Below are 25815 nucleotides of genomic sequence, written 5' to 3'. Positions count from 1 at the left end.
ACGCCTCGAGGAGACAATCCATGCACCGTTCCGCCCCTGCCCGTTCCAGCCTGGTCCGTTCCTTCCGGAACACCCTGTTCATCGGCCTGGCCGCGATGTCCTCGTTCGCCTTCGCGGCGGAGGTGGAAGTCGAGGGCTTCAAGTTCCAGGACACCGCGCTGCTGCACAACCAGACGCTGCAGCTGAACGGCGCCGCGACATCGAGCATCCTGTCGACGCGCTCGACGGCGGTGGCCTTCTACCTGCCGAAGAAGCAGACGACGATGGAAACGGCCGTCGCCGAGAAGGGCGCGAAGCGCATCACCTTCTACATGATGCGCGACGTGTCCTCGCGCGACCTGGCCAACGCGATGCTGGACCGAATCCGCCAGAACGCGGCCGAGGAGTTCTCGAAGAACATCATCCAGACCTCGCAGCTGGGCGTGGTCTTCGGCAACCGCGCGAAGCTGCTCAAGGGCGACCTGGTCACGATCGACTACGACCCCGCGAAGCAGACGACGGAGTTCAGCGTCAACGGCCAGAAGGTCGGCGACACGATCCAGGGCGAGAGCTTCTTCCCGATGATGATGAAGGTCTGGATCGGCCCCAAGGTCCGCGGCAGCACGCGCGACGGCCTGCTGGGGGTCGCGCCGGCGAAGTGATCGCCGGTCGCCGACACACGCCGTGATGGGGCGCCGGGATGGCGCACGGGCTCAGCGCTCGATCGGCATGGCGTGGCGTGGCGTCTCAGGCCACGCCCGCGCATGACGTCGCGAGATGGGTTCGCGCTCAGCGGCCCAGTTGCTTCAACGCGGCCTGCAGGCCGGTGACACCACCGACGCGCTGGTCGTTGATAAAGACCTGCGGCATCTGGCGCACGGACGGACCGCACTTCTCGTAGAAGGCCAGGCGCTCGGCCTCGTCGTCGATCAGGATCTCCTGATACTCGATCCCGCGGGACTTGAGCAGACTCTTCGCCGTGTCGCATTGCGGGCAGGCGGACTTCGAATAGACGACGATCTTCAGTTCCATGGGGCACGAGTGTATTCGTGGCCCCTGGCACCTGCCGACGAGGGGTCTCCCTGACCCCGGACCCTGGGGGACGCGACGGAGGCCGCTATTGCCGGCGCTTAAGCTCCGTCCCCATGGACGCCCTGATCACCGCCGCCGCCCGCTTCCTCGCCGCCGGGGATGCGTTGAGCGCGCTGCAACGGGTGGCCCTGCGCGACGATGCGCCGGCGCTCGCGCTGCGCGGCATCGCGATGGCGCAGCTCGGCGAGCATCCACGCGCCCGCGAGCTGTTGCGCCAGGCCGCCAAGGCCTTCGGCCCGAAGGAGGCCGTCGCCCGCGCGCGCTGTGTCGTGGCGGAGGCCGAGGTCGCGCTGGCGATGCGCGATCTCGGGGATCCGACGCGCCCGCTGCTGCAGGCCGCCGCGACGCTCGACGCGCACGACGACCGCGCCAACGCGCTGCAGGCCCGCCTGATCGCCGCGCGCCGCCTGCTGCTGCTCGGCCGGCTCGACGACGCCACCCAGGCGCTGCCGGCCGCGGATCTGAGCGGCCTTCCCCCGATGCTGACGGCCATGGCGGCGCTCGCGGCGGCGGAACTCGCGATGCGCTCGTTGCGCAGCCGGGACGCGCTGCAGGCGGTCGAACGCGCCCTCGCGGCCGCTCGACGGTCCGGCGTCCCGGCGCTGATCACGGAGGCCGTCGAGCTGCGCGCCGCGCTCGACCAGCCGGTCGCCCGCCGCATCGATGCGGGCGAGGGTCGGGCGTTGACACTCGACGAGGTCGAAGACCTGCTCCGATCGCCGGCCCTGGTGGTCGATGCCTGCCGCCGCGCGATCCGCGGCGCGGGCCTGGCCATCGACCTTGCCCGGCGGCCGATGCTGTTCACGCTCGCTCGCGCGCTGGCCGAAGCCTGGCCCGGGGACGTCGGGCGGGAGACGCTGATCCTGCGGGCCTTCCGGACGAAGTATCCGGACGAGACGCATCGTGCGCGACTGCGCGTCGAGCTCGGCCGGCTGCGCGCGCTGGTGGCCTCGGTCGCACGCATCGAGGCGACGCCGGCGGGCTTCGCGCTTCGCCTGGACGGCGCCAGGGGCGTCGCGGTCGAGGTCGAGGTCGGCGGCGTCGCGGACAAGCGTTCGGAAAATCGCTCCGCCGTGGTCCTCGTCCCCCCGATCGAAGGCGAGCTCGCGTCCTTGCAGGCCCTGCTGGCCGATGGCGCGCCGTGGTCGACCTCGGCGCTAGCCTTGGCGCTTGGCGCGAGCCAGCGGACCGTGCAGCGCGCGCTGGCGGAACTCGAAGCCGCGGGGCGCGTGCGCGCGCTTGGTCAGGCCCGCGCGAAGCGATGGCTGGCGCCGCCGATGACGGGAATCGCGACGATCTTGTTACTCCCCGCTCTGCCGCCCGCTGGATAGATTGAGGTCCATGCGGCGACGGTTTCGCCGTACAGGAGAACACCATGACTTCCACGACTGCCTCCACTGCCACCGCCTGCGATCCTCATGCGGAGGCTTGCATGGCGTCCAACGCGCACTTGCCCGCGGCCAGGGCGGCCGAGATCGTCCGCGAGTTCGGCCCCTACCCCGGCGCGCCCGCCGTGCATGGCGTGAGCCACGACGGCGATCGCGTCTGGGCCGCCACGGCGCTCGGTCTGCTGGCGATCGATCCGGCCAGCGGCGAGGTCCAGCGCACGCTGCCCTGCGCGGCCGATGCGGGCACGGCCTTCGACGGCAGACACCTCTATCAGATCGCCGATGCCCAGATCCAGAAGATCGATCCGGCAAGCGGGCGTGTCGTCGGGACCATCCCGGCGCCGTCGGGTCAAGGCAGCGATTCGGGGCTGACCTGGGCGGAAGGCAGCCTGTGGGTCGGCCAGTACCGGGATCGCAAGATCGTGCAGATCGACCCGGACACCGGCGCCGTGCGCCGCACCATCGACTCCAACCGTTTCGTCACCGGCGTCACGTGGGTGGACGGCGAGCTCTGGCACGGCACCTGGGAAGGCGACGAGAGCGAACTGCGCCGCGTGAATCCGGCGGACGGCGCCGTGATCGAGCGTCTGGTGATGCCGGCCAACGTCGGCGTCAGCGGATTGGAGTCGGACGGCGCCGGGCTGTTCTATTGCGGCGGCGGGAACAGCGGCAAGCTGCGCGCCGTGCGGCGACCGGCGCGCAGCTGAGACACGCGCGGCTTCAGTCGGTCGCTCGAGCGCTCCGTCGCACCGCCTGCGGCGGCACGCCGAAGTGCCGGACGTAGACCTCGCGGAGGTGGCGTCGATCGCGGAAGCCGGACTCGCGCGCGACGACGTCGAGCGAATGCCGGCTCTGCTCGATCATCAGTCGCGCCGCCTCGAGCCGCAGCCCTTCGACGGCCTTGGCTGGCGGCATCCCGGTCTCCGCCGTGAACACGCGGCTGAACTGGCGCGGGCTGAGGGCGGCCACCTCGGCCAGTTCCTCGACCGACAGCGTCTTCGCCAGATTGGAGCGCGCATAGCTGAGTGCGTGCTGGATGCGGTCCGACTTGGGCGCGAGGTCCAGCATCTCCGAATGCTGGGACTGCCCGCCGCTGCGGCGCTGCTGCATCACCAGCTTGTGCGCGACGGAGCGCGCGAGCTCGTCGCCGAGGTCCTTCTCGACCATCGCCAGCGCCAGGTCCAGTCCCGCCGTCATGCCGGCCGAGGTCCACACCGGGCCGTCGACGATGAAGATGCGGTCGCTGTCGACGTCGATGTCGGGATGGCGCTCCTGCATGGCCCGCGCGAAATGCCAGTGCGTCGTGGCGCGCCGGCCGTCGAGCAACCCGGCCTCCGCGAGCACGAAGGCCCCCGTGCAGACCGCGGCGATGCGGCGCGCGTGACGATCCGCGCGCTGGAGGAAGCGCAGCACCTCCTCGGGCGGCCCCACTTCGATGGGATCCGACACGCCGGCCACGATCCAGGTGTCCGCGCGCGTCGCCGAGGTCAACGGCCGCGTCGACACGGTCACGCCCATCGATGAGCGCACCTCGCCACCGCCTGGCGAATAGCAGGCCATCTCGTAGAACGGGGGGCCGGCCACGAGGTTGGCGTACTCGAACACGGCCTGCGTGCCCAGCGCCAACAGCTGGAAGCCTTCGTTGAGGATATAACCGATGCGATGCATGGCACGAATCATACCCTTCTACGTCATTTACGCCATGCGACCTGATTCCTACCATGGACGTACTTTCAGCCAATCACGGCATCCATCGAAGGAGTTCCTCATGACCATGTCCACCCCCTCGTCCTCGTCCTCTTCGGCGTCCTCTTCCACCGCCACGCCGCTGGGCACCGCGCTCATCACCGGCGCCTCGACCGGCATCGGCGCCGTCTACGCCGACCGCCTCGCGCAGCGCGGCTACGACCTGATCCTCGTCGCCCGCCAGCGTGACCGCCTGAGCGCGCTCGCCGACACGCTCGCGACGAAGCATGGCCGCGTCGTCGAGGTGCTCGATGCCGACCTCGGAGATCCGGCGCAGCGCCGCCGCGTCGAGGACCGGCTGCGCGAGGACGCGCGCATCACGCTGCTCGTCAACAACGCCGGGATCGGCACGCACACGCCGCTGCTGGAGAGCGACGTCGAGCGCATGACGCAGATGGTGGAGCTCAACGTCACGGCGCTGACGCGGCTCACGTACGCGGCGGTTCCTGGTTTCGTGGCGCGCGGCCGTGGCGCGGTGATCAACATCGCCAGCATCGCGGCGATCGCGCCGGAGATCCTCAACGGCGTCTACGGCGGCAGCAAGGCTTTCGTCGTGGCATTCAGCCAATCGCTGCAGCATGAGCTCGGCGCCAAGGGCCTGCGCGTGCAGGCGGTGCTCCCGGGCGCGACGGCGACGGACTTCTGGGCCATCGGCGGCCGGCCGGTGGAGCACCTGCCGCAGGAGATCGTGATGAGCGCCGAGGACATGGTGGATGCGTCGCTGGTCGGCTTCGACCGCGGCGAGCTGATCACGATCCCGGCGCTGCACGACGCGTCGCAATGGCAGGCTTACGAGGGCGCACGCCAGGCGATGTTCGGCGGCCTGTCGACCAGCGTGCCGGCGCCGCGTTACGCGAAGGCCTGAACCTGTCTTGCTCCCTTTCCCGCTCGCGGGAGAGGGTGAGGGCCAGCGGCGGTAGAAGTAATGAAGCCTTCCAACGCCCTCCCCCGCTTATGGGAGCGGTGGTGCTGCGCGTACTGCGAGGCGACGATTACCGAGGTTTGCCCAGGTCCATGACCCAGTACTTGCTGTACGTGTTGGCCGACGAAGCCGCCGGCCGGCAGGCGACACCGACGTCGACGAAGTTCGCCGACATCAGGTTGGCGCAATGGCCCGCGCTGTTGCGCCACGAGTTCATGACCGACTCGACGGTCTGCTGTCCGGCGGCGATGTTCTCGCCGGCGGCGGCCCAGGTGTAGCCCGCGTTGGTGATGCGGGTGGAGAAGCTGCGTCCGTCCTGGCTGTCGTGGCTGAAGTAGTTCTTCGTCGCCATGTCCAGCGCGTGGGCGTCCGCGGCCGCGGTCAGCTTGTCGTTCCAGACCACCGGCGCCACGGCGGGGAAGTTCCCCGAGGTTCCGCAGCTCGCGCCCGACGCGCGCAGCGCGTTGATGCGGGTGAGCAGGTCCTGCTTGAAATTGGGCAGGTCGCAGGTACCGGCGACGAGGGGCGGATCCGTCGGCCCCGGGCCGGTCGGGTTCGTGGGATTGGTCGGGCTGGTGGGCGTCGTGACGGGGTCGGGGGCCGGCGCATCGCTGCCGCCACCGCCGCACGCACCCAGACCCAACGCCAGGAGGGCGGCAACGATCATCGAAGTGGGGAACTGCCGGTGGCCCGGCTTGTTGGAAGGGACGTCCATCCCACCATCTTAGGAAACGATTGGAAAGAATTCTGGAACCAAACGTTCCAAAGGGTCAGCGGGCGAGGCCGCCGAGCCCGAGGTGTAGCCAATTTGCCTACACCGTAGCCAGATTGCCTACAGCCGCCCACCCGGGAAGCTGGGGCCGCCGACCCTCCCGGGTGGGCGGCCCCGCGTCCGCTCAGATCAGGTCGTAGCGGTCCAGGTTCATCACCCGGGTCCAGGCCTTGACGAAGTCATTGACCAGCACCTTCTCGCCGTCCTTGGACGCGTAGACCTCGGCCAGCGCGCGCAGCTGCGAGTTCGAACCGAACACCAGATCCGCCGTCGTGGCGGTCCACTTCGCGGCGCCGGACGTGCGGTCCCGGCCCTCAAGCACGCCGTCGTCGCTCGTCGACTTCTGCCACCGCGTCCGCATGTCCAGCAGGTTGACGAAGAAGTCGTTGCTCAGGGTCCCGGGCCGCGTCGTGAGGACGCCGTGCTTCGTGTGGCCGACGTTGGTGTCCAGCACCCGCATGCCGCCGACCAGCGCGGTCAGTTCCGGCGCGCTCAGCGACAGCAGCTGGGCCTTGTCGATCAGCAGCTCCGCCGTGTGCTTGACCAGGTCCTTGCGCACGTAGTTCCGGAAACCGTCGGCCGCGGGCTCCAGGTAGGCCATGGATTCGACGTCGGTCTGGTCCTGCGACGCATCGGTGCGGCCCGCCGTGAACGGCACGACGACGTCATGCCCGCCCTGCTTCGCCGCCGCCTCGATGCCGGCGGAGCCGCCCAGCACGATCAGGTCGGCCAGCGAGATCTTCTTGCCGCCGGCCGCGGACGCGTTGAACTCCTTGCGCACCGTTTCCAGCTTGCTCAAGACCTTCTCGAGCTCGCTGGGCTGGTTCACCAGCCATTCCTTCTGCGGGGCCAGGCGGATCCGCGCGCCGTTGGCACCGCCGCGCTTGTCACCGCTGCGGAAGGTCGCGGCCGAGGCCCACGCCGTCGACACCAGCTGCTGCACGGTCAGGCCGCTCGCCAGCAGCTTGGCCTTCAGGGCGGTGACGTCCTGGTCGTCGACCAGCGGGTGATCGACCTTCGGTACCGGGTCTTGCCAGATCAGCTCTTCCTTGGGCACCAGCTTGCCGAGGTAGCGCGACAGCGGGCCCATGTCGCGGTGCGTCAGCTTGTACCAGGCGCGCGCGAACGCATCGGCCAGCTCGGCCGGGTTGTCCTTGTAGCGGCGGGAGACCTTCTCGTAGGCCGGGTCGACGCGCAGCGCGAGGTCGGCCGTCGTCATCATCGGCGCGTGCTTGCGGTTCTTGTCGTGCGCGTCGGGCACCGTGCCCGCTCCCGCGCCGCCCTTGGGCGTCCACTGGTGCGCGCCGGCGGGGCTCTTGGTCAGTTCCCACTCGAAGCCGAACAGCGTCTCGAAGAAGCTGTTGTCCCACTTCGTCGGCGTCGGCGTCCAGGCGCCCTCGATGCCGCTGGTGATCGTGTAGACGCCCATGCCTTCGCCGAGCTTGTTCTTCCAGCCCAGGCCCTGGTCCTCGATGTCCCCGCCCTCGGGCATCGCGCCGACGTGGTGGACCTCGCCCGCCCCGTGCGCCTTGCCGAAGGTGTGACCGCCGGCGACCAGCGCGACGGTCTCCTCGTCGTTCATCGCCATGCGCTTGAAGGTCTCGCGGATGTCGCGCGCCGACGCGGCCGGATCGGGATTGCCGTTCGGGCCTTCCGGGTTCACGTAGATGAGGCCCATCTGCACGGCCGCCAGCGGGTTCGCGAGGTCGCGATCGCCCGCATAGCGTTCATCGCCGAGCCACGTGGTCTCCGGGCCCCAGAAGACGTCGGTCTCGGGTTCCCAGACGTCGGTGCGCCCGCCGGCGAAGCCGAAGGTCTTGAAGCCCATCGACTCCAGCGCGACGTTGCCCGCCAGGATCATCAGGTCGGCCCACGACAGCTTGCGGCCGTACTTCTGCTTGATCGGCCAGAGCAGGCGGCGGGCCTTGTCGAGGTTGCCGTTGTCGGGCCAGCTGTTGAGCGGCGCGAAGCGCTGGGCGCCGGTGCCGGCGCCGCCGCGGCCGTCCTGCACGCGGTAGGTGCCGGCGGAGTGCCAGGCCATGCGGATGAAGAACGGCCCGTAGTGGCCGTAGTCGGCGGGCCACCAGTCCTGGGAGTCCGTCATCAGCGCGGTCAGGTCCTTGACGACGGCGTCGAGGTCGAGGGTCTGGAACTCATGCGCGTACTTGAAGTCCTCGCCCATCGGATTCGTCTTGGACGAGTGCAGCGAGAGGATGGAGAGGTTGAGCTGTTCGGGCCACCAGTCCCGGTTGCCTTTGGTGCCTGCCACCGCATGGTGGTGGGTTCCGCCCGAGAACGGGCACTTCGATTCGCCTGACATGTCTTCCTCCTGAGTTGAACCTTGGGGATCAGTCCGCTAGTCCGCCTGCAGCGTGCGAGCGCGGTCGAGTCTAGAACTCGCTCAGTGGGAGCGGCAACAGTCCGGGTCAATCGGAGCGATAGTTTTTTTGACCGGTGCCACAATCCAGTCTTTTCATCCCTTGGAGCCCCTCGTGGACAGTGCCCCCAGTCCCATCGCGACGCGAGCCGGAACGGCCGCCGCACGACTGACGCGCTGACCCGGCTCCGGTGGCGCGCAGCGTCGCGCCGACCTTCTTCTCCTGTCGCATCGATCGCCTTTCCGAGGCAACCGTCGCCAATGCGCGACGACTCACCCGATCCGATCCATCTTGAACCGCGCCGTCATCACACCTCAACGGGTGTGACGGACAGTGCGCGCAGGAGTCTTTCCATGCCCTTCTTCCTGCTGGCCCTGCTGGCCGGCCTGCTGCTGCCTGCCCCCACCTTCGCCGCCGGCGGACACCACGCCGTCGACGACGCCGCGATCGTCGAATCCGGCCAGTGCAATCTCGAACTCTGGGCCGAGCGCTCAAACCTCGACCGCCGCCAGCTTCAACACGGCGGCCTCGGCTGCAACCTGTTCGGCGCGGAAGCCGAACTCAACGTCGACCGCGAGACCGCCCGGTCGGCCTCGTCGCTCCACCTGCATGGCGTACAGCTCAAGTGGGCGACCGGGCTGACGCCCCAACTGGCGATCGGCCTGGTCACGGCGCTGGGGTGGCAAGACCAGACCCCGCGCTCGCAACAATCCTTGCTGGTGCCGCTGACCTGGACGCCGCGCGAGGACCTGGCCTTCCATGTGAACGTGGGACGCACCCTGCGCAAGGGCGCGGACGATCTCACCCAACGCGGCATCGCCGCCGAGTGGCAGGTGACGCCGGACTGGCAGGCGCTGGCCGAGCACTTCCACGACGGCCAGCGCCCGCTGACGCGACTCGGCCTGCGCCGCACGCTGAGCGACCGGCTGACGCTGGACCTGAGCTTCGCGCGGACCACCGCCACGGCGCACGCGCCGAAGGAAGGCTGGTGGACGGTCGGCGCGAACTGGACCTTCGGCCAGTGAGCAGTCGTTCCGCGCATGAGTAAAGTCGCTGGTCGAGTAAGGCCATTGGGCAGACTCTGCCCGTCGTCAATCTGGAGGACAAGAATGTCGCTCCCCCCTGCCGGACGCCCCCGACAGTTGGATTGACGACGAGAATCGCCCGGCCTGTCCGATCGCCGCGAGGGCGACGGCACCTTCAACCTTGGAGCCCACCATGTCTCTGCGCATCAACGACATCGCCCCGAACTTCACCGCCAAGACCACGCAGGGGGAGATCGACTTCCACAACTGGATCGGCGACAGCTGGGCCGTCCTGTTCTCGCATCCGAAGGACTTCACGCCGGTGTGCACGACCGAGCTGGGCTACATGGCCAAGATCGAGCCCGAGTTCACCAAGCGCAACGCCAAGCTGATCGGCCTGTCGATCGACCCGGTCGAGAACCACGCGAAGTGGGCCGCGGACATCGAGGAGACGCAGGGCGCCGCGGTGAACTACCCGATGATCGGCGACACCGACCTGGCGGTGGCCAAGCTCTACAACATGCTGCCGGCCGAGGAGCCGGGCACGTCGGAAGGCCGCACGGCGGCGACGAACGCGACGGTGCGTTCGGTGTTCATCGTCGGTCCGGACAAGAAGATCAAGCTGACGCTGACCTATCCGATGACCACGGGCCGCAACTTCGACGAGATCCTGCGCGTGCTGGACTCCATCCAGCTGACCGCCAAGCACCGCGTCGCCACGCCGGTGAACTGGAAACAGGGCGACGACGTGATCATCGCGGGCTCGGTGTCCGACGACGAAGCCAAGACGATCTACCCGGAAGGCTGGAAGGCGCCGAAGCCTTACCTGCGGATCGTCAAGCAGCCGAAGTGATGGGGAGCGTCCTGCGCGTGTTCCTGCGCGCATGACCCGACCCCCGATGCACCGCAAGGCCAACGTTCCCTCCGATGGGGGGCGTCGGCCTTTCTGCTTCCTGCGTCGATAACATCCACGGCGTCAATGCGGCGGACGACCGCATCGCAGGGAGTCAGGAAGATGAATCACCCACGCCGCTGGATCGTGGCAAGCGGGCTGCTGCTGACCGGCGCAGCGATTGCCGTGCAGCTCTGGCCTGAATCGCCGAAGGACGAGCACCTCGCGACGGCGGCCACGCCGGCCTTCGTTCAGCCCCCGGCCTTCGTTCAGCCCCCGGCCTCCGTACCCCAGCGCGCCTTCGAGCCTGACGCCGCGAAGCCCGCGCAACAGGCCTCCTCCAGCGCCCTTCCGAGGTCTGGCATCGGCGCCTCTGCCGCCATGCAGGACTACGGTCAGATCGTGCTGGCCGCCCTCCACGGCGGGACGCCGAAACAAGCGGGGGAAGCCGCCAAACTCATCGCCGATTGCCAGTTCGCGGCCCATGGCCGCGACTTCGTAGAACGACTGAAATCTCGTGGGGACGTCACCGGTGAAACCGCCGTCTCAATGACTGCGCGCGCCGAGCAGCGCCTTCGGCGCTGCCAATCAATCACACCAGACATGACCGCCCGGATCGCGGAACTTGCTCAACGCGGCATCCTCAGCGGGATGAAGGGGCTCGGAGACATCTACGGTCGCGCCGTCGACTATGCACCGCCCCCGGCCATGCGACAGCCGCTGATCAATGCCTTGAGGGCCGACTTCCTGGACGGCCGCTCGTTCCCTGCGTACATGCTGGGAACCCATGGAGAGTCCTTCGGACTGTCAAGGATCGAGGCGCGAGCCTACGCGTTGGCGGCGCGGATGGTGGAAGAGCAATGGCACAGGTCGATCGGTGTTCCGGTTCCATCGCAGTGGCGGGAGTTCGACAACACGCTGTCCGCCGAGGATCTCCAACGGGCCGAAGCCTTGGCTACGGAATGGTTCAAGAGCGTGAAGGTGTCTCCCGACCGTGTCGGCTGAGCCAAAATCCCGCCCTCAACCAAAACACCGATCCAGGGAGGATCCATGACCGACAAGAGAGCCATCCGCCGGCAGATGGACGCGATGCTCGCCGAGGGCACGGGCAAGACCGAGGTATTCCGGCAGCTGTCCGGACAGGGGGTCAAGGACCGTCATCTCGCCGCCTGGCTGGCCAGCAAGCCGGACATGCAGGCCTTCGCCGAGATGAAACTGCACGTCAACATCCTTACGGCGTTCATGGTCCTGCAGGCGCTGATCATCCTCGCGATCACGGCCGCCGTCTCCGTCTTCCTCGGACTGGCGCTGATGCTCATCCCGCTGCTGTTCGCCTGGGGCTTCCGCCAGCCGCGGGCCGGCGCCTACGCCGGCTACCTGTTCCTCTCGATCGTCACGCTGGGCCGCAACTTCGCCGGCATGTTCCCGCTGACGGCCGGCAGCATCGCCGGCTTCGCGATCTCGGTCAGCTTGATCGGGTACGTGTTCTGGGTCCAGCGCCGCATCTATCCCGACATGAGCTTCATCGGCCCCAACCGCAAGGGCCGGCAATTCGTGTTCACGACCTGAAGCCGTGGCGCCCACCGCAAAGGCGCGCGCCACCTGACCATCAGGCCTTCACGTCGAAGTAGCCCGCCTCGTCGAGATCCTGCGCCAGCGTCGGATGCTTCGGCGCCCAGCCGAGCGCCTCGCGCGTGACGGTGCTGGTCGCCGCGAGGTTCAGCCCGGCGAACTTCGTGAACCAACCGAAGTGCGCCTGGGCCTCGTCCTGCGAAAGGCTCACGACCGGCAAGCCCAGACGCTCGCCGATGGCGGTCGCGATGTCCTTGAACGCGAGCCGCTCCTCCGCGATCGCATGCCAGCGCGCACCTGCGCGGGGCGCTTCGATCGCGCGCCGGAACACCACCGCCGCGTCGCGTCGATGCACGGCGCTCCACGCGTTCTGGCCATCGCCGATGTAGGCCGACCGGCCCGTGCGCCGCGCGAGGTCGATGAGGATCGGCACGAAGCCGTGATCGCCCGCGCCGTGCACCGTCGGCGAGAGACGCACCGTGGCGGCGTTGACGCCGCGCGCCGCGAGCGCCAACGCAGTCGGTTCGGACGCACGCGGGTAGCCGTCGGACACGGGCAGGCACGGATCCCCTTCGTGACCCAGTCGCCCCGACACCGCCATCGCCATCGCCAGCCCCGACGTCACCAGCAGCGGGCGCTGCGATCCGACCAGTGCCTCGCCGAGCGCCTCGATGGCGACGCTGTCGCGCCGGCAGCTCTCGGCGAAGCGGGAGAAGTCGTGGTCGAACGCGGTGTGGATGACCGCATCGGTCGACGCCGCGCCCGAGCGCAGGCTGTCCAGATCGTCGATCGTGCCGCGATGCACGTCGGCGCCGGCTCGGACCAGCGCCTCCGCGGACGCCTCCGATCGCGCCAGCCCGAGCACCTGATGGCCGGCCTCGATCAATTCTTCGACCACCGCCGACCCGACGAAGCCCGTGGCTCCAGTGACGAAAACGCGCATGAGAGAAACCCTCGACAGTTGATGCCACGCATCGTCAACGCAGAATCCATCCCGGTGTAGTAGTGACCTTATCCAGGTATGGCGGCTAACAGGATGAACAGCGTCTTTCCCCTTCCCTCCGTGTTTCGTCCCGAGTCCCCCGAGCTGTCCGAGCCTCGCGCGGACACGCCCTCGGCGTTGCCCGCGGCTGCCGCGCAGACCCACATGCACGCGCCGAAGGACAACCCGCTCGGCGCCTACCTGCGCGATCGCCGCGAGCGACTCGACCCCGCCGCGCTCGGCCTGCCGATGACGCGTCGGCGCACGCCGGGCCTGCGCCGCGAGGAGGTGGCCCAACGCGCCCACGTGAGCCCGACCTGGTACACGTGGTTGGAGCAGGGACGTGGCGGTGCGCCGTCGGAGGTCGTGCTCGAGCGCATCGCCACCGCGCTGCTGCTGACGGACGTCGAGCGCGAGCATCTCTTCCTGCTCGCCTTCGGACGCGCGCCCGAGATCCGCGCGCCGGAAGCCGTCGGCGTCACGCCGCGGCTGCAGCGCGTGCTGGACGCGCTCACGCTGAGCCCGGCGATCGTGAAGACGCCGCTGTGGGACGTCGTCGGTTGGAATCGCGCGGCAAGCGCCGTGCTCACCGACTACAGCACGCTGCCGCCGGAGCAGCGCAACATCGTGAAGCTGATCTTCTGCAACCCGAGCGTGCGGGCGGCACAGGACGATTGGGAAAGCGTCGCGCGTTTCGTGGTGGCGGCGTTCCGCGCGGACTCCGCGCGAGTCGGCGACACGGCCAGGGTCGAGGCACTGGTGCGCGAAGTCAGCGCGCGCAGCCCCGAGTTCGAGAAGTTCTGGCGCGAGCACGACGTGAAGGCCTTCGGCGAGGGCGTGAAGCGGCTGCGGCATCCGACCGTCGGGCTGATCGCCTTCGAGTACTCGGCGTTCTCCGTCGATCAGCGGCCCGACCTCGGCATGGTGGTCTACCAGCCGGCGACGCGCGAGGACGAAGACAGCGTGCGCCGGCTGTTGAATCTCCAGGAACTCGCGTCGACCTGAGGATCCGCGAATCGCGGCGGTTCACCGCATCACGGGATCACCAAGGCATCACGGCAGAAACAGCGCCTTCTCTTCTTCGAACACCTGTTGCAGGTGATCTGCCACCGTGCGGATCGCCCGGTCCTTCCGGTCCTGCCCGCGGATCAGCAGCCACATCTCGCGCGGATCGCGCACCGGTTCCAGCGCGCAAGCACGCAGCCCCGGCACCTGCCGCCCGATGTAATGCGGCAGCACGGCGAGCCCCGCGCCGGTCCTTGCCGCGATCGCCTGCGACATGTGGTTGTTGGCGCGGAACGCGACCCTGGCGCGCGGGAAGCGCTGCGCCAGCCACGTCGCGTCGGGCATGTCGGCGTTCTCTTCGTCGAAGCCGACGAACACCGGCGCCGCACCGGCCTCCACCGCCTCGCAGACCGACGGCGTGCCGTAGAAACCGAAGCCCATCGTGCCCAGCGGTTTCGCGATGAAGTCACCGTCGCGCGGCCGCGTGAGGCGCACCGCGATGTCCGCCTGGTGCCGGTCGAGGCTCACCGCCCGCAGGTCCGTCGCGAGATTGATATCCAGCCCCGGATGCAGCACCGCGAGCCGCGCCAGCCGGTCGATCAGGAATCCCTGCGACAGCGCCGGCGGCGCGTTCACCCGCACCAGTCCACGCACCGCGTCGTCGCCTCCGTTTCCGCCACCGCCTTCGCGCGCGAGCGACTGGGCCGCGGACTCCATGTCGCTGGCCGCCGCCAGCGCGCGCCGTCCCGCCGCCGTCAGCACGTAGCCGTCGGGTCGGCGATCGACGAGCTTTTCGCCGAGGCTGTCCTCCAGCGCCTGGATGCGCCGCGAGATCGTCGCGTGATTGACCGTCAGCGCCCGCGCCGCCGCCGACAGGCTGCCGTGCCGCCCCAGCGCGAGGAACACGCGCAGGTCCTCCCAGTCGACGCCCCCACGGAACCCTGTGCGTTTTTGATCAGCCATTGAGACAGGATAGCGGCTACCGCCCGGAAGGCCCGGCTCCTAACCTTCTGTCCAACGCCGAACGATCTCCCGACCGCCACGGCGTCCCGACCCACCCGGATCCTCCGTATCCCGCATGAACAGGAGCCTTTCCATGTCCACCGCTTCCAGCACCACCGCTCAGAAGGTCGCCATCGTCACCGGCGCCTCGCAAGGCATCGGCGCCGCGCTCGTCGCCGCCTATCGCGCACAGGGCTACGCCGTCGTCGCCAACTCGCGCCACATCCAGCAGGGCGACGACGCCGGCGTGATCGCCGTGCCCGGCCACATCGGCGACCGCCTCGTCGCGCAGCGCGTCGTGCAGACCGCGCTCGACCGCTTCGGCCGCATCGACACGCTGATCAACAACGCCGGCGTCTTCATCGCCAAGCCGTTCGTCGAGTACACGCCGCAGGACTTCCAGGACGCGATCGCCGTCAACGTCGCGGGCTTCTTCCACGTCACGCAGCTGGCGCTGCCGCAGATGCTGCAGCAGAAGAGCGGCCACGTCGTGACGATCACGACCACGCTGGTCGACCAGCCCATCGCCGCGGTGCCTACCGGTCTGGCCGGCCTGACCAAGGGCGGCCTGGATGCGGTGACGCGTTCGCTGGCGATCGAGTACGCCAAGACCGGCGTGCGCGTGAACGCGGTGCGTCCCGGCGTGATCAAGACGCCGATGCATGCGCCGGAGACGCACGACTTCCTCGCCGCCCTGCACCCGATGGGCCGCATGGGCGAGATCAGCGACATCGTCGACGCGGTGCTGTATCTGGAGCGCGCCGGCTTCGTCACCGGCGAGCTGCTCAACGTCGACGGCGGCCAGCACGCCGGCCGCTGAGCCTCTCCCGTCCCCGAGCAATCCCCACGAGCCGACCCCCCGTCGGCAGACCAAGGAGCCACCATGCCCTACGTCAACATCAAGGTGACCCGCGAAGGCACCGCCCCCGGCGCCAGCGCCACCACGCCCGAGCAGAAGGCAGCCCTGATCCAGGGTGTCAGCGATCTGCTGTTCGAGGTGATGGGCAAGCCCCATCACATGACCTTCGTCGTCATCGACGAGGTCGAGCTCGAGAACTGGGGCGTCGGCGGCCTGCCGACAGCGGAGTTCCGCCGCCGGCAGGCCGGGACGCCGGGCTAGGGAGGCCCTGGAGACCGGTTCCCTTCACGGTGCGTGTCGAGCGGCGTCATCCGCCCTTGATCCTCACCGTGAACGTGAGCTTGTAGGTGCCGCCGTCGCCGCTGAAGTTCAGCGGCGTGAGCGGCGTTTCCGTCGTCACCGTCGGCACGACGAAGCTGTGCCAGCCGAGGTACTCATCGTTGGACAAGGAGCTGGACACGATGCTCGACAGCTTGGGGCCGACGACCGACCGCAACTGGGCCGGCGTCAGGTTGCTCCAGCCGCTCTGTCCGTAGACGTTCCAGATGCTCTGCATCATCACCTGCAGGATCCCGCCGCCGCCCAGGTCCGCATCCCAGTCCTCCTCGAGCATGAACACGAAGACGAAGGCACCGCCGGCTTCCGATTCGTCGATGATGCGCCGCGTGTTGTCGACCGAGCCGACATTGAATTCCTCGTCCCAATCGGAATCGCGCAGCCGGTGCAGCTTGCCGCCAGGCACGTTGCGATGCGCCATGAAGACCAGCACATAGGGCGAGTCGTCGCCGCCCTCGCTCGTGTCGTCGACGCACTTGAGCTGGGTGAGCATCAGCTGACGTGTGGGCATGGGGCGTCTCCTGCAATGAACGCTTCGTTGTCACGCCCGGGGTCGGGCTGTGAAGAAGCCGTGAGCCAGACTAGGCAGTCCCCGGGAAGGGGCACATCCCTAGGTCCACCACCTCCCCCTAGGTCCGCACCACCCCCCTAGAATCGCCCGTCCCAGGGGGAGAAGAGCTTGAGGAAGATCGCATCCGCGACGCTGTCACGCGTTCATCCGCGCGAGCGCCGCTGCACGGTGGAGCTGGTCGAACTGGACGTGCCCGCGGGCCGCGACGGCGGCGCGCGCTACGTCGTCACCGTCCGCCAGGAAAGCGGCGAATCGTCGCTGACCGCCACGCCCTGCCCGCTCGCCGACGCCGAGCGCCGCGCGCTGGACTTCATCCGCCGCCGCCTCGCGGCCGGCGAGACGCTGGTCCGCCGGCAAGGCTTCGACGCACTGGCCGAGCACGACGCCGCGGGCGGCTCCTCGGCCAACGCCAACGGGGCGGTGGGCACCACGCGATCGGCATCGTCGGGCTCTTCAACCTCGTCGACCACGTCGGCGTCCGCCGGACCCGTGCCGCCGCGCATCGCCGCGCTGGTCGCGCGTTTCGAACCCGCGCGCTGGAAGCTCGAATCCGCCGACCGTCAGACCCGCTCCGCCTGGCGCGTCGCCGAATGCAGCGATCGCACCGAGGCCGATCCCGCCGCGCAACGCGCGCTGCGTGGCTTGGTGCCTCGCCTCGTCGACCTGCTGGGGAGCGGCAGCGACCTGCTGGACCTGTGCCTCGCCGCCGCGATCGGTCGTCTCGGCGATCCGGGGGCGGCCGAGGCGATGCGGATCCTGGCCGAGCGCGGCCGCAGTCCCGCGACGAAGCGATTCGCCCACCAGGCGCGGCTGATGCTGCTGTCGCCGGAGGACCTGGCCGCGCACGCCGAGCTGCTGGCGAGCCAATGGTCGGCGGAGCTCGCGCTGGAACTCGACGGCCCCGAGCTGGTCGTCGCGCTGCTGGAGCCGCTCGACGCGCACCGCCTCGACTGGCCCGAGCTGATGCAGGACTGGTACGACATCGCGCTCGCCCGCCCCGCCGTGCGCGAGCGGGTGCTGTCGCTGCTGCGCGCGCTGCCGGTGCAGGTCGAAGCCTTCCAGGCGATGCGCTACGTCTACAAGGCCGCCGAACTGCGCCGCGATGCGCAGGTCGTCGCCGTGCTGCATGCGCGTTTCGAAAACACACGCCAGCGTCACGGCGCGCAGACGCTGCGCAACTACGTGAACCCGATGACCGGCGAGACCATCGTCCGGGTCAACGGCAGCAAACGCAAGCCGGCCCGCGCCTATGGGCGCCTGAGCCGCGAGTACCTCCGGCTGCGCGGGTTGCGGAACGTGCGCCGGCTCGCCACGATCGGGCATCCGCATGCGCCCGGACTCGCCGTCGAGCTGCTGCTCGGCCTGCGTGACGACGAAATCCCCGCTGCCGCCGTCGAGCACCGTTCCGAGTACGTCGACCGTCGCTGGGCGACGGTCATGCGTCACTACCCGGCCGGCGCGAACTGGTTGCTGGTCACGCGACTGCTGCTGGCACAAGCGCCGAACCGGGGCGACCGGGACGACGGCCGCAACAACATCCATGCCGCCGGCGGCGGCAATCGCGGACGGGCGAAGCGGGTCTGGACCCGCGAGCCCATCGACGTCACGCGCGCGCTGCCCGAGCGCGCCGAAGGCCTGCGCGAGATGTGGGACGCCCATCCCGAGGCGCTGCTGCGCCTGGCGATGGAAAGCCGCAGCGCGCTGGTCCACGCCGTGGTCGCTCGCGCGCTGCAGGACCACGCCGACTTCCTGGGTCGACAGACGCCCGCGGTGCTGGAACGGCTGCTGCGCAGCCCGTATGCGCCGACGGCCGAGACCGGTTTCGCCGTCGCCCGCGCCCACGTGGACCGCGGCACGCCGGCCGAGCAGATCCAGTGGCTCAAGCTGATGGCTTCGAGCGCCCATCCCCCCGCGCGGGACTTCGCGCTGCTGCACATCGCCGGCGACCCGGGCGCCTTTGCGGGCTTCCCGGACCTGATCGTGGCGCTGCTGCTCAGCGGCCAGGAACGCGCGCGCAAGCAGGGCCACGGCCTCGCGCTGCTGGCGACGCCGCAGGCGCTGCTCGACGAGCTCCGGCCCGCGCTGCTGGCCGCCGACGCGGCCGATCCAGGTCTTGCCGAGGGCGTCGCGCTGATCGAGCAACTGCTGACCGGTCCGCTCGCCGCGCCGGCCGGGGAGGCCGTGCTGCGCCAGCTCGGCGCGCTGCTGCCGCTGCTGCACCATCCGGCGGTGCCGGTCGTGCAGGTCGGCGTCACCTGGCTGCTGCTGCATCCGACCGGCGTCACGCTGCTGCCGCCGGCGTTGATGAAGCACCTGATCGGCGCCGACGATCCCGACCGCCGCGCCTGCGGCGTGCGTCTGCTCGCCGCGCTGCCCGACGAGGTGCTGCGCGGCCAGGTCGAATTGATCGGCGATCTCGCCACCCACGCGCACGCAGGCATCCGCAGTGCCGTCGGTCCGGCGCTGCTGCGCGTCGCGCGCGGCGATGCCGAATTCACTCGCCTGATCGCCGACCGCCTGCACCGCTCGCTGTTCCAAACGGAGTCTGGCGATGGCGCCCACACCGATGCGCTGCGCTGGCTGACGCAAGACCTGGCCCCCGCAGCGCCCGCGCGCGATGCGTCCGGGGCCTGGCGCGCGCTGCAGGCGCGCAGCGCTGGCGCCCAGCGTTACGGCGCGTGGGCGCTGATGTCGCTGACGCCGGCGGACTTCTCGCTGCGGCAGCTCGCCACGCTCGCACGCCATCCCGACACGAGCGTTCGCCACTGGTCGATGCGGGCGCTCGACCTCTCGCTGCCCGCGCCGCCGTCAGTGCCGACGCCCGACCAGGCCGAGCAGCTGCTTCCGCTCGCCGAGGCCGACTTCGACGACGCCGTCGACTACACCCGCACGCTCTTCGGCGAGCGGCTGCCGGACGAGTCGCTCGCCGTCGAGCTGCTCATCGCCTGGGTCGATCATCCGAAGGCCTGGGTGCAAGCGCTGGGCCGCGCCCGCCTCGTGCGTCGCATGAGCGCGGCCGACGCCTCGCTCTGCCTCACGCGACTGAGCCAGCACCCGGGCACGCAGGTGCAGCTCTTCGTCACGCAATGGCTGCTGGAGCTGCCGACCGACGACAAGCCTCAGCTCGCGCAGCGGCTGCGCGCGCTCACGCCCTACTTCCTGACAGTGTTGAGCCAGGTCCATCGCGGCCGCGCCGCCAAGTCGCGCATCACCGCCTTCCTGCGCGCGCAGACAGACGACGCCGGCACGGCGGCGGTCGTCGCCGAGATCTTCGCCCGCCAGGTCGTCACCGCCAGCCTGACCGACAAGCCGCAGTACATCGCCGGTCTGCGCGACATCGCCGCCAGGCACCCCGGCATCGCGCTGCCCTTCCTGAACTGGAAGCAGCCCGCTGTGCCTGCTGCTTCGGCTTCATCGGGTTCCTCGACCTCCTCGACCTCTTCGGCCTCCCCCGCCTGACGACGATGCAGTTCCGCTACAAGTACTACGGCAGCACCACCGTCGACGACACCGCGGCGTCGCAGGCCTTCAACTTCGCGCCCGACACGCTGCGTCCGCCGGTCGCCTTCGAAGGCCTGCTGCGGCGCGACTCGCATGCGCACCTCGCCTTCCGCGAGGCGCTGTCCGCGCTGCACTCGGTCGTCGTCAGCGACCTCCGCTACCGCGGCCGCGACAAGTCCGCCTACCGCGCCTGGCTGGCCGAGAACGAACAATCGATGCTCGCGCGCTTCATGGCGCAGGCGGTCGACCTGAAGCAGCGCTCGGACGGGATCTACACCGAACTGCGCTCGCTGCGCCAGCGCAAGATCAAGCTGCTGGAGCCTTTCTACAAGGCGCAGAACGCCTACTTCAAGTGGCTGTTCTGGAACAACCGCGACGCCTGGTACGTGCTCGACCCGGTGATCACGGTGCATCCGGAGCGGTTGCTGTTCGAGGCCTTCAGCCAGGACGAGTCGACCTACTGCGCCGTCAGCGTGCGGCACGACGTCTTCGACCGCACCGGCGACATGGCCTGCGGCACGACCAACATCGACTACTCGGCCAGCCTGTACGACGAGTTCCAGAAGATCCGCGACTACAAGGCCACGCGGCTGCAGGTCGATCCGGCCGGCTTCACCGTCGCCACCGGCGACGACCCCGCCTTCCGCGAGGAGAAGATCGACCTGCCCGACAGCTGGGTGCGCGGCTTCCTGCAGGTGTCCAGCGCGATGACGCTGCCGGCCACCGTGGTCGAGCTGCATCCGATGGACCTGCACAACCTCTGCGCCGTGCTGCGCCAGCACAAGGAACGCGCTGGTCCGCGGTCGTTGCGCTTCGAGTTGGCGCCCGGCGGTCCGGCGCGGATGGTGCTGGAGCCGTGGAACATCGAACTCACCGCGCGCCGCAGCGCGATCGTCGGCGCGCCGTTGACTGAACCGCGCACGATCCGCGTCTGGGGCCGACGTCGCCTGCTGACGCTGGAGCGGCTGATCGCGCTCGCGACGCGGGTGCGCGTCCACCTGCTGGGCAGCGGCATGCCGAGCTTCTGGGTCGTGGACATCGGCGACATCACCGTCACGCTCGGTCTCTCCGGCTGGACCGCCAACGACTGGTCCGACGCCGGCCGCTTCGACCTGCTGCAGCCGCGCCACGAGGTCAGCGACGCGACCAAGCTCTCCGTCGCCGGCGCGCTGCAGCGCGACTGGATCGCCTCGTCCGCCGATCTGGCCACGCGCACAGGCCTGCCGAAAGCGGATGTCGACGCGGCGCTCAGCCTCTGGGTGCAGGCCGGTCGGGCGGTCTTCGATCTGCCAACGAACCGCTACGCCTGGCGCGAGCTCGCCCGCGAGCCGCTGCCGATGGAGACACTGCGCTTCGCCAGTCCCGAGGAGGCGGGCGCGCTCTCGCTGATCCACGAGAAACGCGCGAAGCTGGGCGACATCATGTCGCACGGCGCGCGCATCGTCGTCGACGGCGAGGTCAGGCTCAAGGAGCAGGTCCTCACGCCCCGCCTGATCCTCAATGCGGATCAGCAGCTCGTCGACTGCAGCTGCCAGTGCAATTTCTTCCGCCAGAACCGGCTGCGCCGCGGCCCCTGCGCCCACATGCTGGCCCTGCGCCAGCTGGCGCAGCCGCGGCTGGCCGAGTTGCCGCCGCCGGTCGCGTCGCCTTCGACGGCCACCTCGGCGACGGCAGCAGCCGCAACGCCTGGCACCGACACGGAGGCCGCATGACGACCGCCGCGGTTAAACTGTTCTCGAGTGCAGCGCGCAGGCTCTTGCAACCCGGGCGGTGTTTCGCCGTCCTTGCCACCTGCCGTTCCATGCGTCACGGGCGCCGTCTTCACTGTGCCGCGCAGCCTACCCGTCGCAGATTCCGATTTGGCTTCCCTGAAGCGAATCGTGCGACGGGTAGGCGCGCGGCGTCGAGTGGACAGCGCCCGTCCCTCAAGCCTTCCAGGCTCTTCGACGAGAAGCGCGCTGCACTCCTTCTCTTCTCCCCTGCCCCGCTGACGCGATCCGCCTCGGCGCTCCTCGACGGAGGCGCCGCATGAGCGACCGTGTCCTGACCCGCGCCGAGATCATCGAGCGCATCCGCGCGTCGTCCAAGGACGCCGTCGTGCTCGAAGAGATGCAGCGCCTGGGCTTCTGGCCCGCCGGCGACGGGAAACCCAGCATTGAAGCCGCGCTCATCGAGCGCGAAGTCGAGCTGATGCGGGCGCTCGACGAGGTGCAGGCCACCCTGCGCACCCACAGCGATCCCGAAGCCGCGATGAAGGCCATGCGCGAGCAGCGCATGGCGGAGTCGCGCGCACGCCGCGAGGCGACCGCGCAAGCCCGCGAGCAGCGCCGCCATGAGCGCGCACTGCGCTGGCACGCGGCGCGCAAGACGGATGCCGGCTATCTCGGCGCCGGCGTATCCGGCGGCCTGCAGGCGCCAGCAACCGATGCGGGCGGGCCCCCCCGCGTGTCGGCACGTCCGCTGCTCGACGGCCTGCCCGCGCTCGCGACGCCGCTGGACCTCGCCGGCGCGATGGGCCTGACGCTGCCCGAACTCAAGTTCCTCTGCTTCCACCGCGAGGTCGCCCGCACCACCCACTACCGCCGCTTCCTGCTGCCGAAGAAGACCGGCGGCCAGCGCACCATCTCCGCCCCGATGCCGCGGCTCAAGCGCGCGCAGTACTGGGTGCTGGACCAGCTGCTCGCGAAGGTGCCCTGCCATGCGGCGGCGCACGGTTTCCTGCCGGGGCGCGGCATCGTCTCCAACGCCGCGCCGCACACCGGCCGCGCGGTGGTGATCAACCTCGACATCAAGGACTTCTTCCCGACCGTCACCTTCCCGCGGATCAAGGGCGTGTTCCGCGGGCTGGGCTACGACGAGCGCGTCGCGACGATGCTCGCGCTGCTCTGCAGCGAGAACCCGTGCGACGAGCTGGAGGTCGACGGCGAACGATTCTTCGTCGGCGGCAAGGGCCGCGATCGCGTGCTGCCGCAGGGCGCGCCGACCAGTCCGATGCTGACCAACGTGCTGTGCCGCAAGATGGACCGGCGGCTGCAGGGACTGGCCGACAAGCTGGGCTTCACCTACACGCGCTACGCGGACGACCTGACCTTCTCCGCCTCCGGCGAAGGGGCGGCCAAGGTCGGCACGCTGCTGCGCCAGGCGCGTCATGTCCTCCTCGATGAAGGCTTCACGCCGCATCCGGACAAGCAGCGCGTGATGCGCGCGGGCTCGCGCCAGGAGGTCACGGGCGTCGTCGTCAACGAGAAGCCGTCCGTGTCCCGCGAGGAGCGCCGCAAGCTGCGCGCTGCGCTGCACAAGGCGACGCGCGACGGCCTCGAGGCGGCGACCTGGCACGGCTATCCGGCGACGCGCGAGGTGCTGGTCGGTTATGGCCGCTTCGTCGCGATGGTCGACCGGCAGCAAGGCGCGCCGCTGCTGAAGCAGGCGCTGGCGCTGCCGGGCGGCTCTGCGAAGAAGCGCTCGGCATTCGGCGCACTGTTCCGCAGGAAGGCGGCGGAGGGCGAAGCACCGACGCTCGCACGCGGCGCCTGGTGGAAGCCGGCGGACCGGCCCGAGCCGGTACTGCAGCAGACCGCCGGCCAGATCAAGGCCGCGCGTCAGGAGCGGATCAACGCGGCCCGCGCCGAACGGCGCGGCGGCGCGGCGTCCAAGCCGGACCAGTACCAGCAGCGACGTCAGGAGCAGTCGAATCGCGCCGCCGAGAACGCGGCACGGTGGTCCGCGGCCACGTCGGTGCGTCCGTCGACGCCCGCCGCCGCCCCGCTCAACTGGGGGCTCTACGCCCGGCAGTTCGGCGTCATGGCGCTGGCCGCGACCCTGATCGCCTCATGGCTTGTGTTCTTCGGCGGCCTCGCCCACCTGGCCCTGCGCATCAAGACACGCAGCACGGGCTGGGGCGAGTTCTGGATCGGCCTGATCCTGCTGATCGCCGTGGCGGTGAAGTTCTTCCCTCACAGCACCGCGTAGCGTCCCGGCTTGTGGTTGACGGCGATGAAGAGATTCATCACCACCGCGGCGAGCACCGAGTACGCGACCCGCTCCGGATCCACGACCGTGAGCGCGAGCAGCACGATCGCGCAGTCCATCGCCATCTGCACCTTGCCGGCGCGCCAGCCCTTGGCCTTCTGCAGGTAGAGCGACACGATGGTGGCGCCGCCGAGGCTGGCGCGATGCCGCGCCAGGAACAGGCAGCCCGAGCCCAGCAGCGCTCCGCCGAGGATCGCGGCGTAGGCCGGATGGATGCGGTCGATGGCGAAGAGCTTGGGCGAGAACTCGGTCAGCACCGACAGCAAGGCGATCGAGATGAAGGTCTTCACCGTGAATTCGCGTCCCATGCGCGTCCACGCGAACCAGTAGAACGGCAGGTTGATCAGGAAGAACAGCTTGCCCAGGCTGACGCCGGTCGCGTAGTGCAGCACGAAGGCCGCGCCCGCGGTGCCGCCGGTCAACAGCCCGACCTGTGCGAACAGGATCAGCGCCAGCGACACGAACAGCGTCCCGGTGAAGATCGCCTGCGCGTCCTCGAAGGCCGTGTGGGAGCGGATCGCCAGGTCGGCGAGCGGCTCGGCGATCGAGGGGGAAGGCGGCGGTGTGGTGTCGTCAGGTGTGGCGCTCATCCCGGGCACGAAGCAGAAAGCGTGCCCAGGAGTGTCGCAGCACCGGCGTGCGGCGTCAGCGCGAATCCTTGTGCACTTCGCGCCGCCGCATGCCTCGACGCTCAGCGGCCCTGCGCCTTCAACCGTGCGTCCAGCCGCGAGAACACGCGCCGCGCGTTGCCCTCGTAGACCAGGTGGCGCTCCTCGTCGTTGAGGTGCGGCGTGGCGGCGATGTAGCGCTTGGTGTCGTCGAAGTAGTGGCCGGTCTCCGGATCGATGCCGCGCACCGCGCCGATCATCTCGGACGCGAACAGCACGTTCTTCACCGGGATCACGGTCGTCAGCAGGTCGATGCCCGGCTGGTGATAGACGCAGGTGTCGAAGAAGATGTTGTTCAGCAGATGCTCGTCCAGCAAAGGCTTCTTGAGCTCCTGCGCCAGCCCGCGGAAGCGGCCCCAGTGGTACGGCACCGCGCCGCCGCCGTGCGGGATCAGGAACTTCAGCGTCGGGAAGTCCTTGAACAGGTCGCCGGTCAGGCACTGCATGAAGGCCGTCGTGTCCGCGTTCAGGTAATGCGCGCCGGTGGTGTGGAAACACGCGTTGCAGCTGGTGCTGACGTGGATCATCGCGGGGATGTCCAGCTCGACCATCTTCTCGTAGAGCGGGTACCAGTGGCGGTCGGTCAGCGGCGGGCTCGTCCAATGGCCGCCGGACGGATCGGGGTTCAGGTTGATGCCGACGAAGCCGTAGTCCTTGACGCACTTCTCGAGCTCCGGGATGCAGCTCGCGGGATCGACGCCGGGGCTCTGCGGGAGCATGGCCGCGCCGACGAAGTGCTCGGGGAAGAGCTCGGCGACGCGCGCGCAGAGCTCGTTGCAGATCGCCGCCCAGGTGGCGGAGGTCTGGAAGTCGCCGATGTGATGCGCCATGAAGCTGGCGCGCGGGCTGAAGATCGTCAGGTCGGAGCCGCGCTCCTTCATCTTCTTCAGCTGGTTGGTCTCGATCGACTCGCGCAGCTCGTCGTCGGAGATCTTCAGGTCGCTGGCCTTCGGCGCCCGCGACGGGTCCTTCAGGCCGGCGATCTGCAGGTCGCGCCAGGCGCCGAGCGCGGCGGGAGCGGTGGTGTAGTGACCGTGGACGTCGATGATCATGGGGCTCTCTGGTTCGCTGGGAACGACCGCGGCATGGCGTTGCC

Annotated in this window: 23 protein-coding genes; 14 read left to right on the top strand and 9 right to left on the bottom strand. The window is 69.5% G+C overall.

Translation table 11 applies throughout. The annotated features are described in order from the left end of the window. Positions 1 to 20 precede the first annotated feature (20 nt). Complete coding sequence (locus tag ACQ4L4_RS25740) at positions 21 to 641, top strand: chalcone isomerase family protein (protein ID WP_431101624.1); 621 nt, start codon at positions 21 to 23, stop codon at positions 639 to 641. Positions 642 to 768: 127 nt separating this feature from the next. On the opposite strand, the gene ACQ4L4_RS25735 is transcribed toward ACQ4L4_RS25740, so the two are convergent. Then, positions 769 to 1011 carry a glutaredoxin family protein gene (locus ACQ4L4_RS25735; RefSeq protein ID WP_377157746.1) on the bottom strand — a complete coding sequence of 81 codons (243 nt, stop codon included), beginning with the start codon at positions 1009 to 1011 and terminating at the stop codon, positions 769 to 771. Positions 1012 to 1124: 113 nt separating this feature from the next. Between ACQ4L4_RS25735 and ACQ4L4_RS25730 the strand changes: the two genes are divergently transcribed. Next, the gene (locus ACQ4L4_RS25730; protein ID WP_431101623.1) at positions 1125 to 2402 is read left to right on the top strand and encodes a helix-turn-helix domain-containing protein; all 1278 of its coding nucleotides are present in this window, start codon (positions 1125 to 1127) and stop codon (positions 2400 to 2402) included. A gap of 101 nt (positions 2403 to 2503) precedes the next feature. Continuing rightward, a complete protein-coding gene (locus ACQ4L4_RS25725) occupies positions 2504 to 3166 on the top strand; it encodes a hypothetical protein (RefSeq protein WP_431105016.1) in 663 nt (220 codons plus the stop codon). A 13-nt stretch (positions 3167 to 3179) separates the two neighbouring features. Here the strand turns inward: ACQ4L4_RS25725 and ACQ4L4_RS25720 are convergent, their stop codons facing one another. Then, positions 3180 to 4127, bottom strand: coding sequence for a GlxA family transcriptional regulator (locus ACQ4L4_RS25720; protein ID WP_431101622.1), 948 nt, complete (start codon positions 4125 to 4127; stop codon positions 3180 to 3182). A 106-nt stretch (positions 4128 to 4233) separates the two neighbouring features. On the opposite strand from ACQ4L4_RS25720, the gene ACQ4L4_RS25715 reads away from it, so the two are divergent. Further along, entirely contained in the window at positions 4234 to 5070 is an 837-nt protein-coding gene (locus ACQ4L4_RS25715) for an SDR family NAD(P)-dependent oxidoreductase (RefSeq protein ID WP_431105015.1), read from the top strand. Between the two features lie 127 nt (positions 5071 to 5197). Here ACQ4L4_RS25715 and ACQ4L4_RS25710 read toward each other — a convergent pair whose 3' ends face one another. Together ACQ4L4_RS25710 and katG are read right to left on the bottom strand one after the other, a co-directional pair. Then, the gene (locus ACQ4L4_RS25710) at positions 5198 to 5842 is read right to left on the bottom strand and encodes a CAP domain-containing protein (RefSeq protein WP_431101621.1); all 645 of its coding nucleotides are present in this window, start codon (positions 5840 to 5842) and stop codon (positions 5198 to 5200) included. 181 nt (positions 5843 to 6023) lie between these two features. Continuing rightward, on the bottom strand, positions 6024 to 8219 hold the full coding sequence (gene katG / locus ACQ4L4_RS25705; RefSeq protein ID WP_431101620.1) for a catalase/peroxidase HPI: 2196 nt from the start codon (positions 8217 to 8219) through the stop codon (positions 6024 to 6026). 411 nt (positions 8220 to 8630) lie between these two features. On the opposite strand from katG, the gene ACQ4L4_RS25700 reads away from it, so the two are divergent. The 4 genes from ACQ4L4_RS25700 (at position 8631) to ACQ4L4_RS25685 (ending at position 11763) form a co-directional block, all read left to right on the top strand. Beyond that, entirely contained in the window at positions 8631 to 9302 is a 672-nt protein-coding gene (locus tag ACQ4L4_RS25700) for a hypothetical protein (protein ID WP_431101619.1), read from the top strand. 193 nt (positions 9303 to 9495) lie between these two features. Beyond that, a complete protein-coding gene (locus ACQ4L4_RS25695; RefSeq protein ID WP_431101618.1) occupies positions 9496 to 10155 on the top strand; it encodes a peroxiredoxin in 660 nt (219 codons plus the stop codon). Between the two features lie 162 nt (positions 10156 to 10317). Continuing rightward, complete coding sequence (locus tag ACQ4L4_RS25690) at positions 10318 to 11199, top strand: hypothetical protein (protein ID WP_431101617.1); 882 nt, start codon at positions 10318 to 10320, stop codon at positions 11197 to 11199. Between the two features lie 45 nt (positions 11200 to 11244). Beyond that, on the top strand, positions 11245 to 11763 hold the full coding sequence (locus ACQ4L4_RS25685) for a hypothetical protein (RefSeq protein ID WP_431101616.1): 519 nt from the start codon (positions 11245 to 11247) through the stop codon (positions 11761 to 11763). Between the two features lie 40 nt (positions 11764 to 11803). Here ACQ4L4_RS25685 and ACQ4L4_RS25680 read toward each other — a convergent pair whose 3' ends face one another. Then, on the bottom strand, positions 11804 to 12709 hold the full coding sequence (locus tag ACQ4L4_RS25680) for an SDR family oxidoreductase (RefSeq protein WP_431101615.1): 906 nt from the start codon (positions 12707 to 12709) through the stop codon (positions 11804 to 11806). A 204-nt stretch (positions 12710 to 12913) separates the two neighbouring features. Here ACQ4L4_RS25680 and ACQ4L4_RS25675 point away from each other — a divergent pair, with 204 nt between their 5' ends. Continuing rightward, positions 12914 to 13753 carry a helix-turn-helix transcriptional regulator gene (locus ACQ4L4_RS25675; protein WP_431101614.1) on the top strand — a complete coding sequence of 280 codons (840 nt, stop codon included), beginning with the start codon at positions 12914 to 12916 and terminating at the stop codon, positions 13751 to 13753. Between the two features lie 48 nt (positions 13754 to 13801). Here the strand turns inward: ACQ4L4_RS25675 and ACQ4L4_RS25670 are convergent, their stop codons facing one another. Next, positions 13802 to 14716, bottom strand: a complete 915-nt coding sequence (locus tag ACQ4L4_RS25670; protein WP_431101613.1) for a LysR family transcriptional regulator — start codon at positions 14714 to 14716, stop codon at positions 13802 to 13804. Between the two features lie 133 nt (positions 14717 to 14849). Between ACQ4L4_RS25670 and ACQ4L4_RS25665 the strand changes: the two genes are divergently transcribed. After that, complete coding sequence (locus ACQ4L4_RS25665) at positions 14850 to 15575, top strand: SDR family NAD(P)-dependent oxidoreductase (protein ID WP_431101612.1); 726 nt, start codon at positions 14850 to 14852, stop codon at positions 15573 to 15575. Positions 15576 to 15638: 63 nt separating this feature from the next. Beyond that, on the top strand, positions 15639 to 15875 hold the full coding sequence (locus ACQ4L4_RS25660) for a tautomerase family protein (protein WP_431101611.1): 237 nt from the start codon (positions 15639 to 15641) through the stop codon (positions 15873 to 15875). Between the two features lie 46 nt (positions 15876 to 15921). On the opposite strand, the gene ACQ4L4_RS25655 is transcribed toward ACQ4L4_RS25660, so the two are convergent. Continuing rightward, a complete protein-coding gene (locus tag ACQ4L4_RS25655; RefSeq protein WP_431101610.1) occupies positions 15922 to 16461 on the bottom strand; it encodes a hypothetical protein in 540 nt (179 codons plus the stop codon). A gap of 168 nt (positions 16462 to 16629) precedes the next feature. Between ACQ4L4_RS25655 and ACQ4L4_RS25650 the strand changes: the two genes are divergently transcribed. The 3 genes from ACQ4L4_RS25650 to ACQ4L4_RS25640 all read left to right on the top strand — a co-directional run bounded on the left by ACQ4L4_RS25650 (position 16630) and on the right by ACQ4L4_RS25640 (position 23991). Continuing rightward, positions 16630 to 19980, top strand: a complete 3351-nt coding sequence (locus tag ACQ4L4_RS25650; protein ID WP_431101609.1) for a hypothetical protein — start codon at positions 16630 to 16632, stop codon at positions 19978 to 19980. 5 nt (positions 19981 to 19985) lie between these two features. After that, a complete protein-coding gene (locus ACQ4L4_RS25645; protein WP_431101608.1) occupies positions 19986 to 21734 on the top strand; it encodes an SWIM zinc finger family protein in 1749 nt (582 codons plus the stop codon). A 316-nt stretch (positions 21735 to 22050) separates the two neighbouring features. Continuing rightward, complete coding sequence (locus ACQ4L4_RS25640; RefSeq protein WP_431101607.1) at positions 22051 to 23991, top strand: reverse transcriptase domain-containing protein; 1941 nt, start codon at positions 22051 to 22053, stop codon at positions 23989 to 23991. Here the strand turns inward: ACQ4L4_RS25640 and ACQ4L4_RS25635 are convergent. Beyond that, positions 23976 to 24641, bottom strand: coding sequence for a YitT family protein (locus ACQ4L4_RS25635; protein ID WP_431101606.1), 666 nt, complete (start codon positions 24639 to 24641; stop codon positions 23976 to 23978). The genes ACQ4L4_RS25640 and ACQ4L4_RS25635 overlap by 16 nt on opposite strands. Before the next feature lie 101 nt (positions 24642 to 24742). Then, positions 24743 to 25771: an amidohydrolase family protein gene (locus tag ACQ4L4_RS25630; RefSeq protein ID WP_431101605.1), complete on the bottom strand. Its 1029-nt coding sequence runs from the start codon at positions 25769 to 25771 to the stop codon at positions 24743 to 24745. Between the last annotated feature and the right edge of the window lie 44 nt (positions 25772 to 25815).

The organism is Roseateles noduli (assembly GCF_050626985.1).
GTDB classification, from domain to species: domain Bacteria; phylum Pseudomonadota; class Gammaproteobacteria; order Burkholderiales; family Burkholderiaceae_C; genus Roseateles; species Roseateles noduli_A.
The sequence above is the reverse complement of the archived record's forward strand: the minus strand, read 5'-3'. Positions and strand labels throughout refer to the sequence as shown.

Excerpts from the sequence above, each read along its gene's own strand:
- ACQ4L4_RS25740 (WP_431101624.1), top strand. The coding sequence starts at position 21 with ATGCACCGTTCCGCCCCTGCCCGTTCCAGCCTGGTCCGTTCCTTCCGG.
- ACQ4L4_RS25735 (WP_377157746.1), bottom strand. The coding sequence starts at position 1,011 with ATGGAACTGAAGATCGTCGTCTATTCGAAGTCCGCCTGCCCGCAATGC.
- ACQ4L4_RS25730 (WP_431101623.1), top strand. The coding sequence starts at position 1,125 with ATGGACGCCCTGATCACCGCCGCCGCCCGCTTCCTCGCCGCCGGGGAT.
- ACQ4L4_RS25725 (WP_431105016.1), top strand. The coding sequence starts at position 2,504 with ATGGCGTCCAACGCGCACTTGCCCGCGGCCAGGGCGGCCGAGATCGTC.
- ACQ4L4_RS25720 (WP_431101622.1), bottom strand. The coding sequence starts at position 4,127 with ATGCATCGCATCGGTTATATCCTCAACGAAGGCTTCCAGCTGTTGGCG.
- ACQ4L4_RS25715 (WP_431105015.1), top strand. The coding sequence starts at position 4,234 with ATGTCCACCCCCTCGTCCTCGTCCTCTTCGGCGTCCTCTTCCACCGCC.
- ACQ4L4_RS25710 (WP_431101621.1), bottom strand. The coding sequence starts at position 5,842 with ATGGACGTCCCTTCCAACAAGCCGGGCCACCGGCAGTTCCCCACTTCG.
- katG (WP_431101620.1), bottom strand. The coding sequence starts at position 8,219 with ATGTCAGGCGAATCGAAGTGCCCGTTCTCGGGCGGAACCCACCACCAT.
- ACQ4L4_RS25700 (WP_431101619.1), top strand. The coding sequence starts at position 8,631 with ATGCCCTTCTTCCTGCTGGCCCTGCTGGCCGGCCTGCTGCTGCCTGCC.
- ACQ4L4_RS25695 (WP_431101618.1), top strand. The coding sequence starts at position 9,496 with ATGTCTCTGCGCATCAACGACATCGCCCCGAACTTCACCGCCAAGACC.
- ACQ4L4_RS25690 (WP_431101617.1), top strand. The coding sequence starts at position 10,318 with ATGAATCACCCACGCCGCTGGATCGTGGCAAGCGGGCTGCTGCTGACC.
- ACQ4L4_RS25685 (WP_431101616.1), top strand. The coding sequence starts at position 11,245 with ATGACCGACAAGAGAGCCATCCGCCGGCAGATGGACGCGATGCTCGCC.
- ACQ4L4_RS25680 (WP_431101615.1), bottom strand. The coding sequence starts at position 12,709 with ATGCGCGTTTTCGTCACTGGAGCCACGGGCTTCGTCGGGTCGGCGGTG.
- ACQ4L4_RS25675 (WP_431101614.1), top strand. The coding sequence starts at position 12,914 with ATGCACGCGCCGAAGGACAACCCGCTCGGCGCCTACCTGCGCGATCGC.
- ACQ4L4_RS25670 (WP_431101613.1), bottom strand. The coding sequence starts at position 14,716 with ATGGCTGATCAAAAACGCACAGGGTTCCGTGGGGGCGTCGACTGGGAG.
- ACQ4L4_RS25665 (WP_431101612.1), top strand. The coding sequence starts at position 14,850 with ATGTCCACCGCTTCCAGCACCACCGCTCAGAAGGTCGCCATCGTCACC.
- ACQ4L4_RS25660 (WP_431101611.1), top strand. The coding sequence starts at position 15,639 with ATGCCCTACGTCAACATCAAGGTGACCCGCGAAGGCACCGCCCCCGGC.
- ACQ4L4_RS25655 (WP_431101610.1), bottom strand. The coding sequence starts at position 16,461 with ATGCCCACACGTCAGCTGATGCTCACCCAGCTCAAGTGCGTCGACGAC.
- ACQ4L4_RS25645 (WP_431101608.1), top strand. The coding sequence starts at position 19,986 with ATGCAGTTCCGCTACAAGTACTACGGCAGCACCACCGTCGACGACACC.
- ACQ4L4_RS25640 (WP_431101607.1), top strand. The coding sequence starts at position 22,051 with ATGAGCGACCGTGTCCTGACCCGCGCCGAGATCATCGAGCGCATCCGC.
- ACQ4L4_RS25635 (WP_431101606.1), bottom strand. The coding sequence starts at position 24,641 with ATGAGCGCCACACCTGACGACACCACACCGCCGCCTTCCCCCTCGATC.
- ACQ4L4_RS25630 (WP_431101605.1), bottom strand. The coding sequence starts at position 25,771 with ATGATCATCGACGTCCACGGTCACTACACCACCGCTCCCGCCGCGCTC.